General features: G+C 59.8%; 17 protein-coding genes and 1 pseudogene. 12 read left to right on the top strand and 6 right to left on the bottom strand.

Going from position 1 to position 18227, the window contains the following annotated elements; all coding sequences use genetic code 11:
* The first annotated feature begins 383 nt into the window (after positions 1–383).
* The 11 genes from AKL29_RS42685 to AKL29_RS03380 all read left to right on the top strand — a co-directional run bounded on the left by AKL29_RS42685 (position 384) and on the right by AKL29_RS03380 (position 8823).
* Positions 384–902, top strand: a complete 519-nt coding sequence (locus AKL29_RS42685; RefSeq protein ID WP_160321704.1) for a nodulation protein NolB — start codon at positions 384–386, stop codon at positions 900–902.
* A 9-nt stretch (positions 903–911) separates the two neighbouring features.
* Positions 912–1778 carry a type III secretion system inner membrane ring lipoprotein SctJ gene (gene sctJ, locus AKL29_RS03420; protein ID WP_050383157.1) on the top strand — a complete coding sequence of 289 codons (867 nt, stop codon included), beginning with the start codon at positions 912–914 and terminating at the stop codon, positions 1776–1778.
* Positions 1779–1789: 11 nt separating this feature from the next.
* Positions 1790–2422, top strand: a complete 633-nt coding sequence (locus tag AKL29_RS40255; RefSeq protein ID WP_082190461.1) for a nodulation protein NolU — start codon at positions 1790–1792, stop codon at positions 2420–2422.
* A complete protein-coding gene (gene sctL / locus AKL29_RS03415) occupies positions 2419–3042 on the top strand; it encodes a type III secretion system stator protein SctL (RefSeq protein ID WP_028336673.1) in 624 nt (207 codons plus the stop codon). The genes AKL29_RS40255 and sctL overlap by 4 nt, the downstream gene beginning before the upstream one ends.
* Positions 3039–4394: a type III secretion system ATPase SctN gene (gene sctN, locus AKL29_RS03410; RefSeq protein ID WP_050383091.1), complete on the top strand. Its 1356-nt coding sequence runs from the start codon at positions 3039–3041 to the stop codon at positions 4392–4394. The genes sctL and sctN overlap by 4 nt, the downstream gene beginning before the upstream one ends.
* Positions 4370–4906 (top strand): hypothetical protein, encoded by a 537-nt coding sequence (locus tag AKL29_RS40250; RefSeq protein WP_082190460.1) that lies wholly within the window; start codon positions 4370–4372, stop codon positions 4904–4906. The genes sctN and AKL29_RS40250 overlap by 25 nt, the downstream gene beginning before the upstream one ends.
* Positions 4907–5019: 113 nt before the next feature.
* On the top strand, positions 5020–6021 hold the full coding sequence (sctQ, locus tag AKL29_RS03400) for a type III secretion system cytoplasmic ring protein SctQ (protein ID WP_082190459.1): 1002 nt from the start codon (positions 5020–5022) through the stop codon (positions 6019–6021).
* Positions 6014–6679: a type III secretion system export apparatus subunit SctR gene (gene sctR, locus AKL29_RS03395; RefSeq protein ID WP_028336669.1), complete on the top strand. Its 666-nt coding sequence runs from the start codon at positions 6014–6016 to the stop codon at positions 6677–6679. Before sctQ ends, sctR begins: the two co-directional genes overlap by 8 nt.
* Before the next feature lie 2 nt (positions 6680–6681).
* On the top strand, positions 6682–6957 hold the full coding sequence (locus AKL29_RS03390) for an EscS/YscS/HrcS family type III secretion system export apparatus protein (protein ID WP_028336668.1): 276 nt from the start codon (positions 6682–6684) through the stop codon (positions 6955–6957).
* Positions 6958–6967: 10 nt separating this feature from the next.
* Positions 6968–7789 (top strand): type III secretion system export apparatus subunit SctT, encoded by an 822-nt coding sequence (sctT, locus tag AKL29_RS03385; protein ID WP_050383089.1) that lies wholly within the window; start codon positions 6968–6970, stop codon positions 7787–7789.
* Complete coding sequence (locus tag AKL29_RS03380; RefSeq protein ID WP_050383087.1) at positions 7786–8823, top strand: EscU/YscU/HrcU family type III secretion system export apparatus switch protein; 1038 nt, start codon at positions 7786–7788, stop codon at positions 8821–8823. Before sctT ends, AKL29_RS03380 begins: the two co-directional genes overlap by 4 nt.
* 229 nt (positions 8824–9052) lie before the next feature.
* On the opposite strand, the gene AKL29_RS40245 is transcribed toward AKL29_RS03380, so the two are convergent.
* From AKL29_RS40245 to AKL29_RS41595, 4 genes are read right to left on the bottom strand one after another with little or no spacing between them, the layout of a single operon-like run.
* Positions 9053–9718 (bottom strand): CpaD family pilus assembly lipoprotein, encoded by a 666-nt coding sequence (locus tag AKL29_RS40245; protein ID WP_082190458.1) that lies wholly within the window; start codon positions 9716–9718, stop codon positions 9053–9055.
* 10 nt (positions 9719–9728) lie between these two features.
* A complete protein-coding gene (locus tag AKL29_RS03370) occupies positions 9729–11183 on the bottom strand; it encodes a type II and III secretion system protein family protein (RefSeq protein ID WP_050383083.1) in 1455 nt (484 codons plus the stop codon).
* Between the two features lie 28 nt (positions 11184–11211).
* Positions 11212–11901, bottom strand: a complete 690-nt coding sequence (locus tag AKL29_RS03365; protein WP_050383081.1) for a response regulator — start codon at positions 11899–11901, stop codon at positions 11212–11214.
* A 41-nt stretch (positions 11902–11942) separates the two neighbouring features.
* Entirely contained in the window at positions 11943–12296 is a 354-nt protein-coding gene (locus tag AKL29_RS41595) for a hypothetical protein (protein ID WP_152977404.1), read from the bottom strand.
* A gap of 1684 nt (positions 12297–13980) precedes the next feature.
* On the opposite strand from AKL29_RS41595, the gene AKL29_RS03360 reads away from it, so the two are divergent.
* On the top strand, positions 13981–14421 hold the full coding sequence (locus AKL29_RS03360; protein WP_050383154.1) for a VirK family protein: 441 nt from the start codon (positions 13981–13983) through the stop codon (positions 14419–14421).
* Positions 14422–14606: 185 nt separating this feature from the next.
* Here AKL29_RS03360 and AKL29_RS03355 read toward each other — a convergent pair whose 3' ends face one another.
* On the bottom strand, positions 14607–15773 hold the full coding sequence (locus tag AKL29_RS03355; RefSeq protein ID WP_050383079.1) for an acyl-CoA dehydrogenase family protein: 1167 nt from the start codon (positions 15771–15773) through the stop codon (positions 14607–14609).
* 1237 nt (positions 15774–17010) lie between these two features.
* A pseudogene (locus tag AKL29_RS44360) lies at positions 17011–18227 on the bottom strand (hypothetical protein); the annotation flags it as partial.

Genomic DNA, 18227 nt, shown 5'->3' with positions numbered 1-18227 from the left:
AAAGCGAGAAGAGGGCGGACTGGTGATCGTTCGTCAGGTTTTCGCCGTCCTTGCCGAGGCACGGGCTATGGTCGCTAGCGGGTAGTCCGATCTTCCCCAGAGTCTGCGGGTCGATCTTCAGAGGGGTCTTCGGGCTAAAGGGTCGGGTCCAGCTACTCTGTGATACGAATGAAGCCCTCTTCTCCATTCGGATCTTGGGGGACAAGCATTCCCGAAGGCCTTCCGCCTGAGAATCAACCTGGAATTTCGTTCCAGCTTGCAAGTCAACGCAATCTTTAGAGGACGCAACCAGCGCAGTTTTTCGTCAGGTTTTCGTCAGCTCACCAATCTACGATCTTGATCCGTTCATCGGTCAACAACGCCTAGTCTCATCAACGAGCACAATGACTCCTTATATGATGTTAGGCGCAACGCCGATCTCTCCCAGTCCAGCCCACTGTCTTTCCAATGCCTGCTCGCCGGCGGCTCCCGGCGAGCAGGCGCGCTTTGAGCAGTCCCTTGGGCAAGTGGCCTCCAATCAGAATGCCGCCTCATCAGTTGCAGATAGAGCCGCAGTGGTTCCGACGGTATCGGAAGTGCAGCGCGCGAGCACGCTGGCGAGTCCATCGGGCGACCGCGTCCTTCAAGCCCTTTCCAGCGTGTGCCACAGCCATGCCGTTGCTCCGGCGGCCGGCAGCGCGCGGTCTGCGCCGAACGGCATGCAGCCTGGACCTGCCGCGCAGCCGCTGTTGCAACCGGTCGACATCGGCGCGCATGCGGCGGTTAAGCCGGTGGATGCGGATTTCGATGCGATGGTGGTGAATCTGAGGGGTGTCTACAGGGGGGCCGTTCAGGCTTCCCTCGTCTCCAAAAGCACCGGTGCCGTCAGCTCGTCACTGAACAAGCTACTATCGGCGGGCTGAGTGAAGTTGATGACTGGTGCGATGCGCAGCGGGGGCAACGGCGGTCGTCAATCTTGGCGGCAGCTTCGCATTTGCCTTGCTCTGCCGCTTCTTCTTCCGTTGATCGGCTGCAAGGCTGATCTCTACAGCAAGATTCAGGAGCGTGAGGCCAATGAGATGCTTGCGCTTCTCCTGGGCAAGGGTATCGATGCCGTTCGTGTTGTCGCCAAGGACGGAACCAGCACGATCCAGGTCGAGGAAAGGCAGCTCGCATATTCGATCGACTTGCTAAATATTGAGGGGCTGCCGCGCCAATCTTTCAAGAATCTTGGCGAAGTGTTCAAAGGATCGGGTCTCGTTGCCTCCCCGATCGAGGAGCGCGCCCGTTACGTTTATGCGCTGAGCGAAGAATTGTCGCGCACCATTAGCGATATCGATGGCGTCCTTTCCGCCCGCGTGCACGTGGTTCTGCCGAAGAACGATCTGTTGCGGCAAGATGCGACCCCGTCTTCGGCGTCGGTTTTCATCCGGCATGGCTCGAATGCGAGGCTCTCGGCGCTGTTGCCTCAGATCAAGATGCTGGTCGCCAACAGCATCGAAGGGCTGTCTTACGACAAGGTGGCGGTGGTCTTCGTGCCGGTTGAGCGGGCTCCACTTGAGCAGCCGGCGCCGCCGGCAGCCGCTTCGGCTCAATCAGCAAAGTCGGCTTCAACTCCGTGGCTTGCGCTCGGGGTGGGGGGCGCCGGCGCCACATTCGTCATTGCATCTTATGTGTTGCTTGGCGCGCGTCTTCGTCAGTTCGGGCAATCATCGCGCAAACTGATCATGTTCTGCAGGCGTTCGAATGTGCCCGCTGTCCAGGCTGCTGGTAAAAAGATCACGTCTGATGCGGCATAGCTCGGACGCTCATGTCGGCATCAATATCGCCCACCGAACCCAATCGTTCGTTCCCGCTAGCTTCCGATCGGCTGCGCAAGTTTGCTGCCTCGATCCATCCGAGCCGTTTTGCTGCGGGTCTTGATCCGCTGCTGTCGCCTTCGACATTACTCCGACTACAGCAGAGTTCCAGGCTGCAGCCAAGACTGGCCGAACTGCTGCTCGGCAGCGAAGTGGATGTGAGCGGATCTGGCTGGAACGACGACCTTCTGCTCGGACATGATCCGCGTCGGGCTGCCCTGCTCGCGGGCAGTATCTGGCATGCACGCTCCGTCCTGAAGCTGGTTTCAAAGCGCGATCTTTCGATTTTGGTCGAGATGATCGGTGCTGAAGCGCATGCCTTCGCTATCCGGCATCTATCCACGGCGGTTGCAACGACGCCCGTTGCCGATCCGGAACAGTTGTCGCGACACATTGAACACGATGGACATGCCTGTCTCGGCGCCTGGCTTGACGAGGCTCCGGCGCTTGACCGTATCCGCGTGCTTCTACGTCTGCCTATTGGGACCGCCGTGGACAATCCCGCGGCTGAGCATCGCAGTGTCGCAGCTCCACTGCTTTCCCTGGTCGTTTCCCATTTGGGGATGGAGGCTGCCGCGGTATGACAGTCGACGTCCCAGCACTGCCCGTGGCGCCGCAGATCCGCCCGCTCGGCCCCCTGATTCCGGCGGCCGAGCTCAAGATCTGGCATGACGCCGTACACGCGCGGGCCACTGCCGAGCGGCATCTCCAGCGCGTTCGAAGTTGGGGGCGCAAAGCATATGAGCGCGAGCGGGCGCGCGGCCATGCTGAGGGCGTAAAGGCGGGCGCAGAGGAGATGGCGCGGTTGATTGCGCAGGCTGCTTGCGAACTCGCGCAGCGAAAGGCCGTTTTGGAACGGGAATTGCCCGAACTGGTCATTGAGATCGTGCGCGATTTGATTGGCGCCTTTGATCCGGGTGAGATGCTGGTGCGCAGTGTTCGTCATGCGATCGAGCAAAAGTACAAAAACACAGAAGTTTACCTTCACGTATCCCCCCTGAAAGCCGATCTGCTTGCCAGGGAATTCGCCGCCTATAACGGACAGGACGGTCGGCCCAAGGTCCGGATTGAGCCGGATCCGGCGCTGGCGGCGGACCAATGCGTTTTGTGGAGCGAGTTTGGCAATGTCGATCTCGGACTTGCCGCACAACTCCGCGCGCTTCGGCTGGGGCTTGGCCTGTCTTCGCAGGAAGGTGAGCCGTGACCACGCAACGACCGACCCACGATGCCACGGCTGAAGAGAGGGCTGTCCACGCCGCACTCTCATCCTTAAGATCTTCCGCCACGCATATCGATACGCGTGCCGTCCGGGGGCGGATCACGCGGGCGATTGGCACGCTGCTCCATGCCGTCTTGCCGGAGGCCCGGGTCGGGGAACTATGCCTCTTGCGGGATCCCCGCAGCGGATGGTCGCTCGAGGCCGAGGTGATCGGGCTATTGCCGGACGGGGTGTTACTCACGCCGATCGGCGACATGGTCGGGTTGTCCAACCGGGCGGAAGTCGTCACGACCGGGCGAATGCAGGAAGTGCCAGTCGGCCCCGACTTGCTCGGCCGCGTGATCGACAGTTTTGGCCGCCCGCTCGATGGTAAGGGCCCAATCAAGGCTGGCGAGGCTCGCCCGCTGCGCGGCAGGGCCCCCAATCCCATGAAACGGCGCGATATCGAACAGCCTTTTCCGCTCGGCGTTCGTGTCTTGGATGGGCTTCTGACCTGTGGAGAAGGCCAGCGGATCGGAATCTACGGCGACGCCGGTTGCGGCAAGTCGACGCTGATGTCGCAAATCGTCAAAGGCGCAGCCGCCGACGTCACGATTGTCGCGCTGATCGGCGAACGCGGCCGAGAGGTGCGTGAATTCATCGAGCGTCATCTTGGCGAGGCGCTCCGCCGTTCAGTCGTCGTCGTTGAGACATCCGACCGTTCGGCGATGGAGCGGGCACAATGCGCCCATATGGCGACGGCGCTTGCCGAGTATTTTCGTGATCAGGGACTTCGCGTCGTCCTGATGATGGACTCTTTGACGCGCTTTAGCCGCGCGATGCGCGAAATTGGCCTTGCCGCAGGAGAGCCTCCGACCCGGCGCGGATTTCCGCCCTCCGTCTTTGCGCTGCTGCCGGGCCTGTTGGAGCGCGCCGGCATGGGCGAGCATGGCTCCATCACGGCCTTCTATACCGTACTTGTCGAAGGTGATGGTACGGGCGATCCAATCGCAGAAGAATCACGCGGCATTCTTGACGGCCACATCATTCTCTCGCGCGCGCTGGCCTCGCGAGAGCATTTTCCGGCGATCGACGTGCTGTCGAGCCGAAGCCGCGTCATGGATGCGATCGTGTCTGTGCCGCATCGAAAGGGGGCGTCCGTCTTTCGTGATCTGCTCTCGCGCTACGCGGAGGCGGAGTTCTTAATCAAGGTCGGCGAATACAAGCAAGGCTCCGATCCGCTGACCGACCGGGCGATCGCCTCGATGGAGGAGTTGCGGGCGTTCCTGCGGCAGGGCCAGGACGAGGCATGCAACTTTGAGGAGACAGTCGCATGGATGTCGCGTCTGACCACCTGAATCTCGTGCAGGAGTCGAAATTGCGGCTCGTGAAGGACATGAGAGAGCGGAGTGCCCTTCGTGAACTGTCCAGCATGGAAACCAAGCGCCGCGTCGCAGGTGAGGCCGTCGAACGAGCTTCGGAGCAGCTTGCAAATGCCGAAAGACACCGTGCAAGGGTCGAAACTGAGCTTTATCGGAAGATGTTATCGGCCGATGCGATATCCGTCAGCGAACTCGAGCGCCGCCATCATCTCATCATCGGGCGGCTCACAGAGGACATCGCGGCGGCGCAGCGGGTTCTTGACGAGGCGCGCACCGCTCAAGATCAAGCCGAGGCAGCGGTCCTTGAGGCGCGGACGCTTTGGGCCAAACGTTCGGCGGCGTGCCACAAATGGCAGGAGATCGGGCGTGACGTTGAGCGCATCACCAATGCTCATGTTGAAGCCGCGGCGGAAATCGAAGCCGATGATGAGATCTTGCTTCGCTATCGGAGCGGCGCGCCCGCCCAAAGGGGAGGCGAGCCGAGCTGATGGCCGATTCTCCTTTGCCGGCGCGGACGTGCCGTGATGGGCAGGCGCCGCCTGCGATACAGAGGCCGGGTGGATCCGCACCATTCAGACCGGCGCTGACCCTCTCTCATGCTGTGGTTTCGTGGCTCAATGAGTTCGCAGCTTTCCGCGGACCTCTGCAAAGCCGTCTCGGTGATAAGCCGCTATCGCTGCGTATGAACCGGCTTGTCTGGCAGGTCGAGCCGCCTGAGACATCGATGCTTGACTGCGTCTTTGATGCTGGCGGCGAAAAGCTCGTCCTATCGTTACCTGGTCCGCTTGCCGAAGTGCTGATTGCGACCGTGCAGAATGGCCTGACCTTACCTTCCGAGCCGACGCGTTCGCTGGTCCTTGAACTGGCGCTGGAACCGTTGCTGTCCTCGCTGGAGAGACTAATGCGGCGGCATTTGCAGCTTATCCGCACCGATGAAGCGACGAAATCAGGCCCATACCTGGAATTCGACGTCGCCTATGGTCTGCTCACGAGCAAGGCGCGCCTGCTCCTATTCTCGTCTCTGGACGGTCCAGTTCCGCCCGCGTTCACCGCCCTTGGGGAACTGCTTGGCCGATTGCCGCGACAGACGCCCAAGCTTGGTTCTGAACTCCCTGTCATCGTTGCAGGCGAGATTGGCTCGCTCCGGGTCACAATCGGCCTTGTTCGTCAAGCTCGGCGAGGCGATGCGCTGCTGCCGGACGAAATTCCCCTAGCCCGTGGCCGAGTCATCCTCACCGCCGACCGATTGTGGGCCCCTGCCGAGATTGCTGGCGACCGGCTGGTCCTGCGGGGGCCATTCCGCTTGCAAACCCACCCCCTGAAAAGTGGACACATGACGACACAAACCGAAGCGCAGCAGCTCCCTTCCGAGGCCGATATTGACGCTCTCGAGATCACACTCGTATTCGAATGCGGCCGCTGGCCGATGCCGCTGGGAACTTTGCGAAGCATCAACGAAGGCCATGTGTTCGAACTTGGCCGGCCGCTCGACGGCCCCGTCGATATCCTTGCCAACGGCCAACGTATCGGCCGCGGCGATATCGTGCGGATCGGCGAGGAACTTGCCGTCAGGTTACGCGGCAGGTTGGCGGTCAATGACTGACATTCAACCCAGCATTCTCGCGCTTCTTGCGATCACGGTCGGCCTCGGCCTGCTCGCCTTCGCAGTCGTGACAACGACCGCCTTCATAAAGGTCTCGGTTGTTCTTTTCCTGGTGCGCAACGCCCTCGGGACCCAGTCGATACCGCCTAACATCGTCCTGTACGGCGCTGCGCTGATCCTGACCGTCTTCATCAGCGCCCCGGTTTTCGAGCAGACCTACAAGCGCCTGACGGATCCGCAACTTCGCTACCAAACGTTTGATGACTGGGTGACGGCCGCCAAGGAGGGGCAGGAGCCGCTGCGCGCCCATCTGAAGAAGTTCACCAATGAAGAGCAGCGCCGGTTTTTCCTGTCCTCGACCGAGCATGTCTGGTCGGAAGAGATGCGCGGCAGCGCCACGGCTGATGATTTTGCCATTCTTGTGCCGTCGTTCCTGATCTCGGAGCTCAAGCGCGGCTTCGAAATCGGCTTTCTTCTCTATCTTCCCTTTATCACCATCGATCTGATCGTCACGACGATTTTGATGGCCATGGGGATGTCGATGGTGTCGCCTACGGTAATATCTGTCCCCTTCAAGCTCTTTCTGTTCGTCACCATCGACGGCTGGTCACGTCTCATGCACGGCTTGGTGTTAAGCTACGCGACGCCGGGAGGCTGACAATGGACGAAGCCAGCATCCTCATGCACCTGAGCCAATCGCTCGTGCTTTTCATGATCTGGGTTCTGCCGCCGCTCCTCGCAGCTCTCATCTCGGGATTGATCATTGGCCTCATCCAGGCGGCAACCCAGCTCCAGGATCAAACCTTGCCCCTGACGGTGAAGCTTCTGGTCGTCGTCGCCGTGCTCGCCGGGTTTTCTCCGGTGCTCAGCGCCCCACTCATCGAACAAGCCGAGCGTATTTTCCGGGAGTTTCCTGCACTCACCTCAAGATACTAGCAGGGCTTGGATGGCTGGCTTGTCACCCTCAGATGCGCACGCTCTTGTCCAGGGCGGAATCGAACTTGTCGCCGCAACCGGCCTGAGCGCGGCCCGCGCCTTAGGCATCATGCTCGTTCTTCCCGTCTTTACCCGACCGCGTATCAGTAGCCTGATCCGCGGAAGCCTGACGATTGCGATCGGACTACCCTGTCTGGCGCAGATCAAACTCGGCCTCCAAGCGCTGGACCCGAACACGCGTCTGGTCAGCGTCACCATGCTCGGTCTGAAGGAGGTGTTCGTCGGCCTTCTGCTCGGGATCCTGCTCAGCATTCCCTTATGGAGTATCCAGGCAGTCGGCGACATCATCGATACCCAGCGAGGAATCTCAAGCCAGGTCGCGGCGGAAGATCCTGCGACGCACAGCCAGGCGTCGGGAACCGGGCTTTTTTTCGGTGTCACTGCGGTCACGATCTTCGTTCTGGTTGGCGGCCTCCAGACCATGGTGAGCAGCCTTTATGGCAGCTATCTGATCTGGCCCGTGTATCAGTTCTTGCCTGCGGTGACGGAACAAGGGGCAATGGAATGCCTCACCCTTCTCGATCATATCATGCTCACGACGCTATTGGTCGCCGGGCCGGTGCTGGCTCTGCTGCTGCTGATCGACATATCGGTCATGATGCTCGGCCGCTTCGCATCGCAGCTCAAGCTGAACGATCTTTCGCCTACGATCAAGAATGTGGCCTTCGGCGTCATCATGGTCAGCTACAGCGTCTATCTCCTCGAATACGCGGGAGCTGAAATCCTCACCTCGAACAATCTGCTCGAGTATTTCAAGAAGCTCTTGAAATGAGCAGCGCGAGCGAGGAGAAAAAGCTTCCTCCGACCCCCAAGAAGCTGCGCGATGCGCGCAAGAAAGGGCAGAGCGCGCGCAGCTCCGATCTGGTGAGCGGGGTCAGCGCCTGCGCCGGCTTTTCCTGTCTGTGGTGGAGAGCGGGGGCGATCGAAGACAAGTGGCATGAAACGGTCCGGCTGATCGACAAACTGCAGCAGCAGCCCTTCTCGAGTGCGGTTCCGCAGGCACTCAACGGCTTACTGGAACTCTCGGTTGCGGCGGTCGGGCCATTGCTTGCGGCTGCCGTGGTAGCAGGCCTTCTGGCCAATGTTCTGGCCAATGGCGGCTTCATGTTTGCTTTGGAGCCGCTCAAACCGCAACTTGAGAAACTGGATCCGATCAAAGGCTTGAAGCGGATCGCATCGAAACGTTCGGCCATCGAGCTTGGCAAGACGCTGGTTAAAGTGATGCTCCTGGGGACGTGCTTTTTCCTCACCGTGACTGCAAGCTGGAAAGCGCTGGTGTACTTGCCTGTCTGCGGCATCGGCTGTCTCGCAATAGTCTTCAGCGAGGTCAAGCTGCTGGCAGGAATCGCTGCTGGGGCCTTTCTCGTGGGCGGATTGGCCGACCTTCTGATTCAGCGCTGGTTGTTCATGCAGGAGATGCGCATGACCGAAACCGAGGCCAAGCGCGAGAACAAGGAACAGCAAGGCAATCCGCAGGTGAAGGGTGAACGCCGGCGTCTGCGCCAGGTGTCGGCGGACGAGGGTCCGCTTGGCGTCAATCGCGCCAACTTGATACTGAAGGGGTCCGCAGCTTTGATTGGGCTGCGCTATGTTCGCGGCGAAACCGGCGTGCCGGTTCTGGTCTGTCGGGCGGAGGGCGAAGCTGCTTCCAAGTTGCTTGGCGAGGCGCGGGCGCTGCGCCTCAAGATAGTGGATGATGACGTCCTGACGCGTCAGTTGCTCGGCAAAGCAAGACTCGGCAATCCGGTTCCGTCGCAATATTTCGAGTCGGTCGCAAAAGCGCTTTACGCTGCCGGGCTGGTTTAGAGCGTTTTCCGGCGAAGTGAACACCGGTTGCCGCGAAGAAGACGCGTCAAAACAAGATCTGGAGCTCCGTTCCGATTCAATCGGAACGGACAAGGCTCCAGGGTGTTTTCGAGCGAAGTGGGGTACCGGTTCGCGGAAGAAAACGCGCCAGAACAAAAATCCAGCCTGCGATTCATCGGCACGGAAAAGCGCTAGATCGTTTTGATCAGGCGGTAGCGATGCAACGCCGTCATCGAGGAGGCTGTACGTCCCTCGTTGCCACCGCGGGGGCTTCCGACGCGGCCCCACTGCTCTGTCCGCCTTCTCCGTTGCTCTTGTTGCCTGGGCCAAACGTGCCATAGCTGGCAACCGGTATGGCAGCGCGATCGCCTTTGCTCGTTATGACCGACCGATTGTCCAGCAAGTCGATCGGATCGTTGACCATGACTGCCAGATTGCTTCTGGTCGAGCAGCCAAGCGTCGGGTCGAACGAATTATCGTTGACCGCAGGCCCGACGATGGAAAGCGACGGACAGACAGGAGAGTGGGCTTCAAAGGTGATCACCTCGATCCTTACCCCGAAACGGGAGGGCAGATCGAGAGGTGAGGCGGATAGCCGGATATTATAGGGGGCAACGCCCATGGCACGGGCCTCATGGGCCACCTGTGCAATGAGCCGGGGCGAGCCGGTGACATCGACATGGAGTGCGTCCCGCCGGCCGCCACTTGCACTCGCAATGAAACTCCGCAGCCGATGTCTTTCCGAGCCACGAAGGCTCTGTAGGAACAAAACGCTGTTCTTTTGCTCCACCTGGATCGCCTGTTCAGGCGGCCCGGGAGGGATCGAAGCACTGTTTGCGCATCCGCCCAATGTTGCCGCAACAACGACCAAATGGCACAAACGTCGCAAGGTCATTTGACGATCCTCATTCGATGATAAAGCCGGCGCTGCCGGTCAATCCTGGTGCGCTCGTGCGGGGAGCATCTCGGTCTTTTGGTGGCCGCGCCAGCGTGTTCGTCAAGATGCGGCCTGTGTCTGAGGGCGGTGCTATGCGGTCGGTCGGCGCACTCATCCGGGTCGGGTTCGATCCCGGCCGCACGATGTAGGGCGTGACAATAATAACGAGCTCGGTCTCGCGCTTTTGAAACGATGAGGAGCGAAAAAGGGCGCCGAGGATCGGCACGTCGCCGAGCCAGGGAAACTCGCCAATGTCATTGTTGAAGTTGCGCCTGATGAGCCCGCCGATTGCAAAGCTCTGACCGCTGGCGAGCTCGACCACGGTGCTGGCCCGCCGGGTTGAGAGAGCAGGGACTTCCATGCCATTGATTTTGACTTGGCCTTCGCTCGACAGTTCGCTGACTTCGGGCTTCACACGGACATTGATCTGATTGTTGTTAAGAACCGTCGGGACGAACTCGAGGCTCACGCCGAACTGGCGGAATTGAACCGACACCTGCCGATTATCCTGCATGACCGGAATCGGAAATTCGCCGCCGGCCAGGAAGCTCGCGGACTCGCCGGACATTGCCGTCAGATTCGGCTCAGCCAGGATCGAGGCGAGGTGCTCGCTGGCGAGTGCGTCAAGAACAGCGCTCAGGTTGGTATTGCCGGCGCTAAACCCGATGCCGATCGTGCCGCCGCCGCCGGCCGCGCCGGACCCGCCATCTTTGCCGCTGATAAGGAAAGCGCCGTTCGGGCTAGATGCGGTGAAGTGGATATTGAGATCCTTGACGGCGCTGCGGGAGACTTCTGCGACCCGTACGCTGAGATTTACCTGCAACGAGCCGGCCACCTGGATCTTGTTGACGACCAGCGCTCCCGCGCCGAGAAACTGCTCGGTGACCTTCTTGGCAGTCTCAACAACCTCCGCATTGGGCGCCGTACCGCTCAGGATCGCCCCGCGCGGGGTATAGCTGACCTGGATCGGATAGTCGCCGACCTCGGCTCGAAGCGTGGCCCGCAGGTCCTCGATCGGCTGTGTGACGACCACGCGCAGCTCGGCGAGAGCCTCGCCGTTTTCGTTCAGGGCAAAGAGGCTTGTCCGTCCTGATTTCTTGCCAAACACGAAGATCGTCGTATTCGACGGCGCCTGATAATCCGCAATCGTCGGGTCGGCAACAAAGATGCTCGCCGCCGCAGCGGTCAGATGGATCGTCTTGCCCTGGGAGGAAATCAGGTTCAGCGTGCCGGAGGTGCTGCCGGGCGCGCTCCGCGGCGGTTCTGCTTTGCCATCCCGCTTGCTCTCGGCTGCTGCAGCAAGTGGAAATAGCAGTGCAAGTCCGCACAGGACGTAGCATATGAGAGGCAAAACAGCTGAGCGCGCCGCCCCGGCGACCATCCACGGCTCATCAGCGCCGGCAGCATTATAAACGACCTTCAAGGGATTGTTGCTTTCAAGTTCGATTCAGTTAGGCGGCCGATGCCGCGCCAATGAGTTCAAGGGTGTAACCGACGCCGCGCGCGGTCTTGATCCTGAGCGTCGCTCCCGCCTGGTTCAAATGCGTGCGCAAGCGATAGATCCCGACCTCCAGCGCATTGGTCGAGACCTCGTCATCGAACGCATAAAGGCTATCCTCCAGCGATGCGCGCGGCACGGTGCGGCCGGCGCGGTTGAGCAGATGTTCAAGAATGCACACTTCGCGGCGGGCAATCCGCAGTACCCGACCGCCGACCGCGACTTGCCTCCCGATCGGGTCGAAATGCAGATTGCCGAATGTCACGACCGGCGCCATCATTTGCGTCGACCGCCGCAGAATGGCCCGCATGCGCGCGATGAGTTCGTCGGTCGACACAGGTTTGGGGAGGAAATCATCCGCTCCCGCGTTGAAAATCGCAATCCGCCGGCCGAGGTCGTTGAGACTGCTCATCATCATGGCCGGCATTGAGCGTCCCTCGCGTCGCAACTGCTTCAGCCAGTCCAAGCCGTCTCCATCGGGCAGAACCAATTCGAGCAAAAGAATGTGGTAGTTGGCGCAATCGAGCGCGGCCGCCGCCTCATCGAGCGTGCGCGTCACATCAACAGCGAACCCGCAATTCAACAGCGCCTCCTTCACAGCACGGACGAAGTCCGAATGATGATCAATCAGGAGAATTCGCATTTCATCGCCTCTCGTCCATCCACGCCAAGCCGTTAAGCGCGTCACGGTTGAGCAAGAGGTTCGATGGAATCGGCAGACGCCCGCATTGGCGCATGCGCAAAATTCCGACGGCGATGAAGCAGAGCATGATGGCGGGCGGACAATCCTCGTGATTTGCACGTCTTCGGATTGAAGAATAGCCCGCCATCAATGAGGGCCATTGTGTCGAGAAGAACCGCGAAATCACTGGCGAAGCCGAAAGCCGCAGGGGCAGGTTGGTGCATCTGAGCGTCGATCGCAGCTGTGTCTGCACGCGCTGAGTAGCCGCCATCGGTCATGACAGCGCTAGAGCGCGCAATCGAAGCGCAAGCGCCGACGGTTGGATTGATGGCTGAGCAGCCTAGCGAAATCGACATTTAGGAACTCCCCACTTTTGTCCGGTCTCGCGGTCAGTCTTGCTGTGCTGTCGAGCCTGTAGCATCGCCATAACGAGGCAAGCTTTTCCGCGTGAAAGACAGGTTTCACCTTACGCATCTGGATCAGTGTTCCAGAGCCGCGGTGCGCGACGAATGGATCGATGCTCCTCCCGACTACGGAGTAAGCCGTTCCCTGACGGCAGACAGACTTGCGGGAGGCCAACGATCCCGATGTCTCGTCCGATGCTGCGCCCGACCGACAGCAGCGAACGAGGGGCGGATAGGGCCGCCGCTCGTCGGAACCGCGGCGCGTGTGATTGAGGTCAGGCAGCCAGCTGCATCTCATCTTGGCTGAGCTGCGACGGAATGATCGAAGCCCGAATCGTTGGTTGCGTCGTGCGCGGAAATCGCGAGGTAAACAGAGCCTGCGTTCTGCTCGACTGCGAAATCGCGCCGCCGCTGCAACGGGCATAGCGCTGAGCCCTCCGTGCTGTATACGAGCGGTTTTGAGAACACGTCGTCGACGGGTGTGATCGATCGGCGTGACGAAGCGGAGCGGTGCGGCGTTGAATTTGAGAGACGTTCGCAATTCTTGCTACCTGTCAGGAAGTGTTCGCGCGAGCGGGGGCCTTTGTCGCGAAGCTGTCGGAAATCCTACAATCTGACGTTAGGAGAGTTTCAAGCCTCTTTAACAGTTGGTTACACGCGTCTTCAAACTAACGCGGGTCGTGAAGCGACAACGACATAGTCTGGACACGTCATAGCCTTGAGGATTGCGACTTTCTCCAACGTTGTGAGCATTTTGTCTGTCCTATATCCCATGATGTGCAGGTTCAGCCACAGCGACGGCGTCGTGTGAAGATCCAACCGTTCTTGCTTCGCTCCAAGGCAAGCCACAACGCGCGTGCGCGTGCGATTGCCTGATCGGCTCACGTGTGGCAATTGGCGGGCAGGCGTGCCGCCAGATGCGTTGATCTGAGGCGTGAGGCTTAGCGTCCTGGATGCAGACGATTATCCAAGTGGAATTGACCGGCAAGGGACTGAAAAGAGAATCGATTGTCACACCACATTCTTGAATGCTGCCTCCAAAGATTGAGGCCGACTATGGAGGCGTCGGGCAAGATCGGCAAAATCAATTGTTTTGATGGAACGCATTCAAGCGGCGGATAGGCGTAGCGTGCGGCGCTGCTTGCCATGTCTGATGTGGCCTCCACTGGGCCGCTAGGTGATGCGATCGCATCCAGCGGTCTTCTGGCCAAGGCGAGGCAGCGCAAGGCCGAGCCGGCCATGAGTAGAAGCGGCTTTCAGAGTCTCGTGCCAACGAGCCATTGGCGAAGTGACGAGGCGACCACGGATATGCCAAGCAGTTCTCGGATAAGTCGTCTCGATCTCACTGGCGCGGCTAGATTGCCGCGACCATTGCGATTGGTCGATTCAATGTCACCTGCGCTCGATCACTGCTCGGGCGGCGGTGCACTGATTAGACTGGCTTGGCAAAAACTAACCTACGAGGTTGTGAGGTCGGATTAGTGCTCGCAACCACTTGCGCATGATTGCGGCAGCTTGTTCTTGTCGTTAGCACGACCGCGCTTGATGTCTGAAAGCGGCCAATCGGATTGCGAAGACGTCATCATGCGAGTGTCAGCTTAGGCGATCTGTGATTATAATGGAGGGAGAAGAGCATATGAAGTTTACTGGCAAAGGCTTGGCGATCCTGTTGTCTCTGCTTTCGGCGGCAAGCGTGAGCACGAACGCCAGAGCCGATGAGCCCTCGCCAAAATACACCGAGGTGCTCAATGCCCTGCAGACCGGCAAGAACGTGAAGCTCATACTGGACATGAGCCGCTGTACAACCGCGGAGGGAGGCAAGCCTGCGTCGGCGACGCAAGCTGGACTGGTCATCAATGCCTTCAGGGTCACCGCCCAGAATGGCATCAGCTTCGCCAACGCGCATCAAACGGTGGATAGCACGGGACATGCCGTGACGGAATACATCCGCCATAGTCTCAGCCGCGAAGGTAAGCTCACGGTGCGTGCCTCCAAGCTTGTCGTCGGAACGACTGAGCTCGTGAACCAGGGCGAGTTTATCTGCGACCTTCCTGATGGTGCAAAGTTCATCTGGTAAACGAGAAGCACCGCGCAGGGGGATTGGTGTCGAAAGTTCGATCCCCCTGACCCATGTGAATCGGCTTCGCAAGCCAGGAGACTTAGTCTCGATGGTGACGACGGCCAGATTGCTTCTAGTCGTCGTGATTGTTCGCAGCCATCCTATTGTGGCGATCGTGCGAAAATGCTCGTCGATAAGCCATGTCACGGAAAACCCGGCTGTGCTGGACCTCCGAGCAGGAGCTGGCCGGCACGCTGAAGTGTTCCCTCATTCAAAGCCGCATGCTGAGCAACGACGAAGCTGTCGCACATCGCGCGCGCCAGATTGCTCGCCGTGTACAGCGAGTCAGTTCCGGCGAGACTGCTCGCGATCTTGCAGACTTCGGCGCTTTGTAGCGCGGCGTGGGTGGCGGCGAGCCGCATCAGTGTGGCCGTGTTCGGATTTATGGAGCCATTCAGCGCCTCATTCCACAGTTCTTCGGTAGCCTCATAGAAGAAGGACCGCGCGGAACGCAGTTTGGCTTCCGCTTTGGCCGTCTCCAATTGGACATAGCCACGCTGTCCCATCACAGGCGCTCCAGTGATCGAGGGGCGGCTCCGGCTCATCGAGATCAGCTCGTTCAGCGCGGAGCGTGCAATACCAATGCCAACGACCGCATGCGCCTGGGCGGCGAAGGCGACTGACGGATAACGGTAAATCGGCCGGTCAAGTGTCGGCGAGCCGCCGCGGATCAGGGTCCATTCCTCCGGCACGATGATATCTTCGAGAACCACGTCGTGGCTGCCGGTTCCTTGCAGGCCAATGACGTCCCAATGGGGGCGGATAGTCACCTTTTCGGCTGGCACTACGGCTACACGCGGAAGGCCACCGGTTGGGTCGTCTTCCACCGTGATGCCGACGCCGATCAAAGCCGCGCCGGGCGAGCCGCTGGCGAATGGCCACGTGCCGCTTACGACAAATCCGCCGGTGCTTCGCCGGGCGGGCTGTAGCGGGAAAAGCGCAGCTGAGTACACCACGTCGGGTCCATTCGCGTAGATTTTGCCAAGCGTTTCATCTGGAAGAGCAGCGAGATTGCAGGCCCCATCGCCAAAGCTGGCGACCCAGCCGGCCGAGCCGTCGGCCTCGGAAATGCATTCGATCAGGCGACAAAACTCGGCCGGCGTTCGCTCCTCGCCGCCGAAGCGCTTTGCGACCATAGCCCGATAGACGCCGACTCGTTTGAAGCCCTCGATTATATAGCCTGGAATTTGTTGAGCGACGGCGAAATCGTTTCGACGGGCGCGGATCTCAGCGAGCAGCGTCGGGAGGTTATCCCCGGTGGCAGGCTTGACGTCGCTGTCTGGTGGGATCATCTCTGGCGAAGCGTTCATAACTGTTCCGGTGCGTATACGAGCGCTACTGCGCGTCACTGATGAAGAGCGGAGATGCTGGCCGCATCGCAATGCGGCGGATTCGTCTTCAACCATTGCGCCGTATAAATAAGACGGCTGGGGAGCGCGCTGTATTATCGCGTTTTCTGCGGTGACAGCAGCGCATGCTTGTCATGGTGTCCTCGAACTAGGGGGCTGTCACCTTCGTTGCCAAGTCAGTCAACCTACGTCTGCGAACTCCTGCCCGGCGACCGAGTATACCGCCTTGCCATGTCCCAGCAATCCACGTGCCAATGAGATCTGTCTGTCACGTGAGTGAGGCTGCGTGATCCGCGCCGCGCCGCGTAGCTTCATGTCCGATTTCCGGCATAGTACGTGGTCAAACGAACACGATGGTCTGAACATGACGGTAGTCGGCTTTGACTGAGAACCATTCCAATTTCGATCACTCGGAGTTTCAAGTGATCCGGCGCGGAAAGCTGTCATTGCAGATTCCGTAGCACTATAGTTCGAGTGTTGCTGGTGATGTCTCGACCGCCGGATCCACCAGCGACTGCGTGCTGGAAATCTCTTTGGACTTTGGCTGGCGTATAGCCAAGAATCATGCATATGACTTTGCATCAATGTGGGGCGACTTCCAGTCAACACACTCCGGGTGGATCCGATCCGTAACCACATCTTGCACGTCGATCGCCTATGACGCGTATAGCAAGCTCATCTGGCAGGGCTCCACCCCAAAACCGGCAATCGACGAGTTGAGTCTAGGCTTAGCGCCCGTCCTTGTTGCAAAGTGACCGGCTAGGAGATCTCGCTCTCTCCGATGCGGTGGAGCCCGTGTGACAGTCCCCGTACGATTGTGGTCGCGCCGGAACAAGGCGAGGTTCGAAGACGCCGAGCTACAATTGAGCCATCAGTTCTAGATGCGAGCAACTCGCCAAGCTGCCCCCCGCGCGTTCAACCAGCATCAGTCCCACTGAAAGTGCCACGCTGCCGCATATGAGTATAATGCAATCGATATATCTAGCCGGATATCACTGGCCATGATGGGACTGCCTGTGATGGGCTTACCACAGTCGAGTTCGCTCGGAGGCAGTTGTAGGATCTCTGGAAAGCAAAAGATCTGACTGGTTTCGGGAGCAGCTCGAGCGTAGCTGCCGGGGCGCCCTTCGCTCAGCCAAATTGCGGCCGATGAAAGAGAAGAATGGTGCCTTCGGGTAGGTTTTCGGCCGTGTAGGGTTCACCATGGATCAAAAAGCGGGTCATCGGGACATCCCGGCTTGGCAGAAGATCCAGGTTTTGGAGCATGTCGACCACGACAGGAGAAGCGACCCGGGGGCCGGTGCCTGAAGTCATCGCCGAACAACTGTCCCAATTCAGGCATTTGCGGGGGCGGCTGCTGACCCGATGCCTGTGCGGCAGACGGCAGTAGAAGGTCTGGCGCAAGCGCCGAAGAAGCGTCCGTTCGCAATTCGAACGACATGCGCGGCTCAAACCCTGACGCACGAGCGCCGTAGCGATCTGGGGGAACTGTCGGCGCCGCAACGGCAGCGTCACCCAGCAAAGCGAGCCGAGGATGATGAATGAGTTGAATGTCGTTGGGACCTCCCGGTCCCAACACAGCCGTGTAGCGTTCGCCGCCAATCTGGTAGTTCATGACCGGATATTCAGTGTCAGGCAAGAAGTCCCACTTACCCAATTTGGAGAGCATCATGTCGGGAGCGGGCTGGGTGCGATGGGAAAAATCCTCGGGAATGGCGAACGAAGCATCAAATGTATCGCCGATCGCAGGAGACCTCAGATGGATAAGCTGAACATCATTGCGCCCTTTCGGTCCTAATACCGCCATATAACGTTCACCACGAATGTCGTAGGTCTTTACCCGCTGTGCTGCATCTGGCAACAGACCCCAGCGGCCCAGCTTGGAGAGCATCATATCCGGCGCGGACTGGCTGCCATGGGAGAAATCCTCGGGAACGACCAAGGAAGCATCGAAGCTCTCGCTGTTCGCGGGGGCCGGCGGATCAAGTGCGGCCGGAGCCGCGCCGTCCCGATCGATCATCCGTCCAACGTAGTCTTCAGAGGCGGGATTGTGCGGCAGCGAGTTGGTCTGCCGGGTTACAGCATCGAAACGATTCTCTCGGCCGACACTTTGTACGGGCGGGCGGGCGGTTGCGCGCACTGTCGGCCAAAGCTCCGGCTCGTGGAAACCATCAGCAGGCGCAGAGCCGCCCCGTTCTGCTGCGTCGAAAAGCTGTTCCTGAGCGACGCATTGTTCAGGCGAGCGGGCGGCGGAAGTCGCCCACGGCCACTGTACCGGCACATCAAAGGTCAAGGCTGTGAGCAGGCCCTCTCGATCCGCGGCCTCGAAAAGCGCTTCCCGAGCAAAACTTTGTACGGGCGAGGGGACGGCGGAACGCATTTGTTCTGGCGTGTCAAACGCCATCCGGAACTGCC

The organism is Bradyrhizobium pachyrhizi, from assembly GCF_001189245.1.
GTDB lineage: Bacteria > Pseudomonadota > Alphaproteobacteria > Rhizobiales > Xanthobacteraceae > Bradyrhizobium > Bradyrhizobium pachyrhizi.
This window is presented reverse-complemented; position numbering and strand designations above follow the sequence as displayed.

Excerpts from the sequence above, each read along its gene's own strand:
- sctL (WP_028336673.1), top strand. The coding sequence starts at position 2,419 with ATGACAGTCGACGTCCCAGCACTGCCCGTGGCGCCGCAGATCCGCCCG.
- AKL29_RS42685 (WP_160321704.1), top strand. The coding sequence starts at position 384 with ATGACTCCTTATATGATGTTAGGCGCAACGCCGATCTCTCCCAGTCCA.
- AKL29_RS03355 (WP_050383079.1), bottom strand. The coding sequence starts at position 15,773 with ATGAACGCTTCGCCAGAGATGATCCCACCAGACAGCGACGTCAAGCCT.
- AKL29_RS40255 (WP_082190461.1), top strand. The coding sequence starts at position 1,790 with ATGTCGGCATCAATATCGCCCACCGAACCCAATCGTTCGTTCCCGCTA.
- AKL29_RS03380 (WP_050383087.1), top strand. The coding sequence starts at position 7,786 with ATGAGCAGCGCGAGCGAGGAGAAAAAGCTTCCTCCGACCCCCAAGAAG.
- AKL29_RS41595 (WP_152977404.1), bottom strand. The coding sequence starts at position 12,296 with ATGTCGATTTCGCTAGGCTGCTCAGCCATCAATCCAACCGTCGGCGCT.
- AKL29_RS03390 (WP_028336668.1), top strand. The coding sequence starts at position 6,682 with ATGGACGAAGCCAGCATCCTCATGCACCTGAGCCAATCGCTCGTGCTT.
- AKL29_RS40245 (WP_082190458.1), bottom strand. The coding sequence starts at position 9,718 with ATGACCTTGCGACGTTTGTGCCATTTGGTCGTTGTTGCGGCAACATTG.
- AKL29_RS40250 (WP_082190460.1), top strand. The coding sequence starts at position 4,370 with ATGGATGTCGCGTCTGACCACCTGAATCTCGTGCAGGAGTCGAAATTG.
- AKL29_RS03360 (WP_050383154.1), top strand. The coding sequence starts at position 13,981 with ATGAAGTTTACTGGCAAAGGCTTGGCGATCCTGTTGTCTCTGCTTTCG.
- sctJ (WP_050383157.1), top strand. The coding sequence starts at position 912 with ATGACTGGTGCGATGCGCAGCGGGGGCAACGGCGGTCGTCAATCTTGG.
- sctR (WP_028336669.1), top strand. The coding sequence starts at position 6,014 with ATGACTGACATTCAACCCAGCATTCTCGCGCTTCTTGCGATCACGGTC.
- sctT (WP_050383089.1), top strand. The coding sequence starts at position 6,968 with ATGGCTGGCTTGTCACCCTCAGATGCGCACGCTCTTGTCCAGGGCGGA.
- AKL29_RS03365 (WP_050383081.1), bottom strand. The coding sequence starts at position 11,901 with ATGCGAATTCTCCTGATTGATCATCATTCGGACTTCGTCCGTGCTGTG.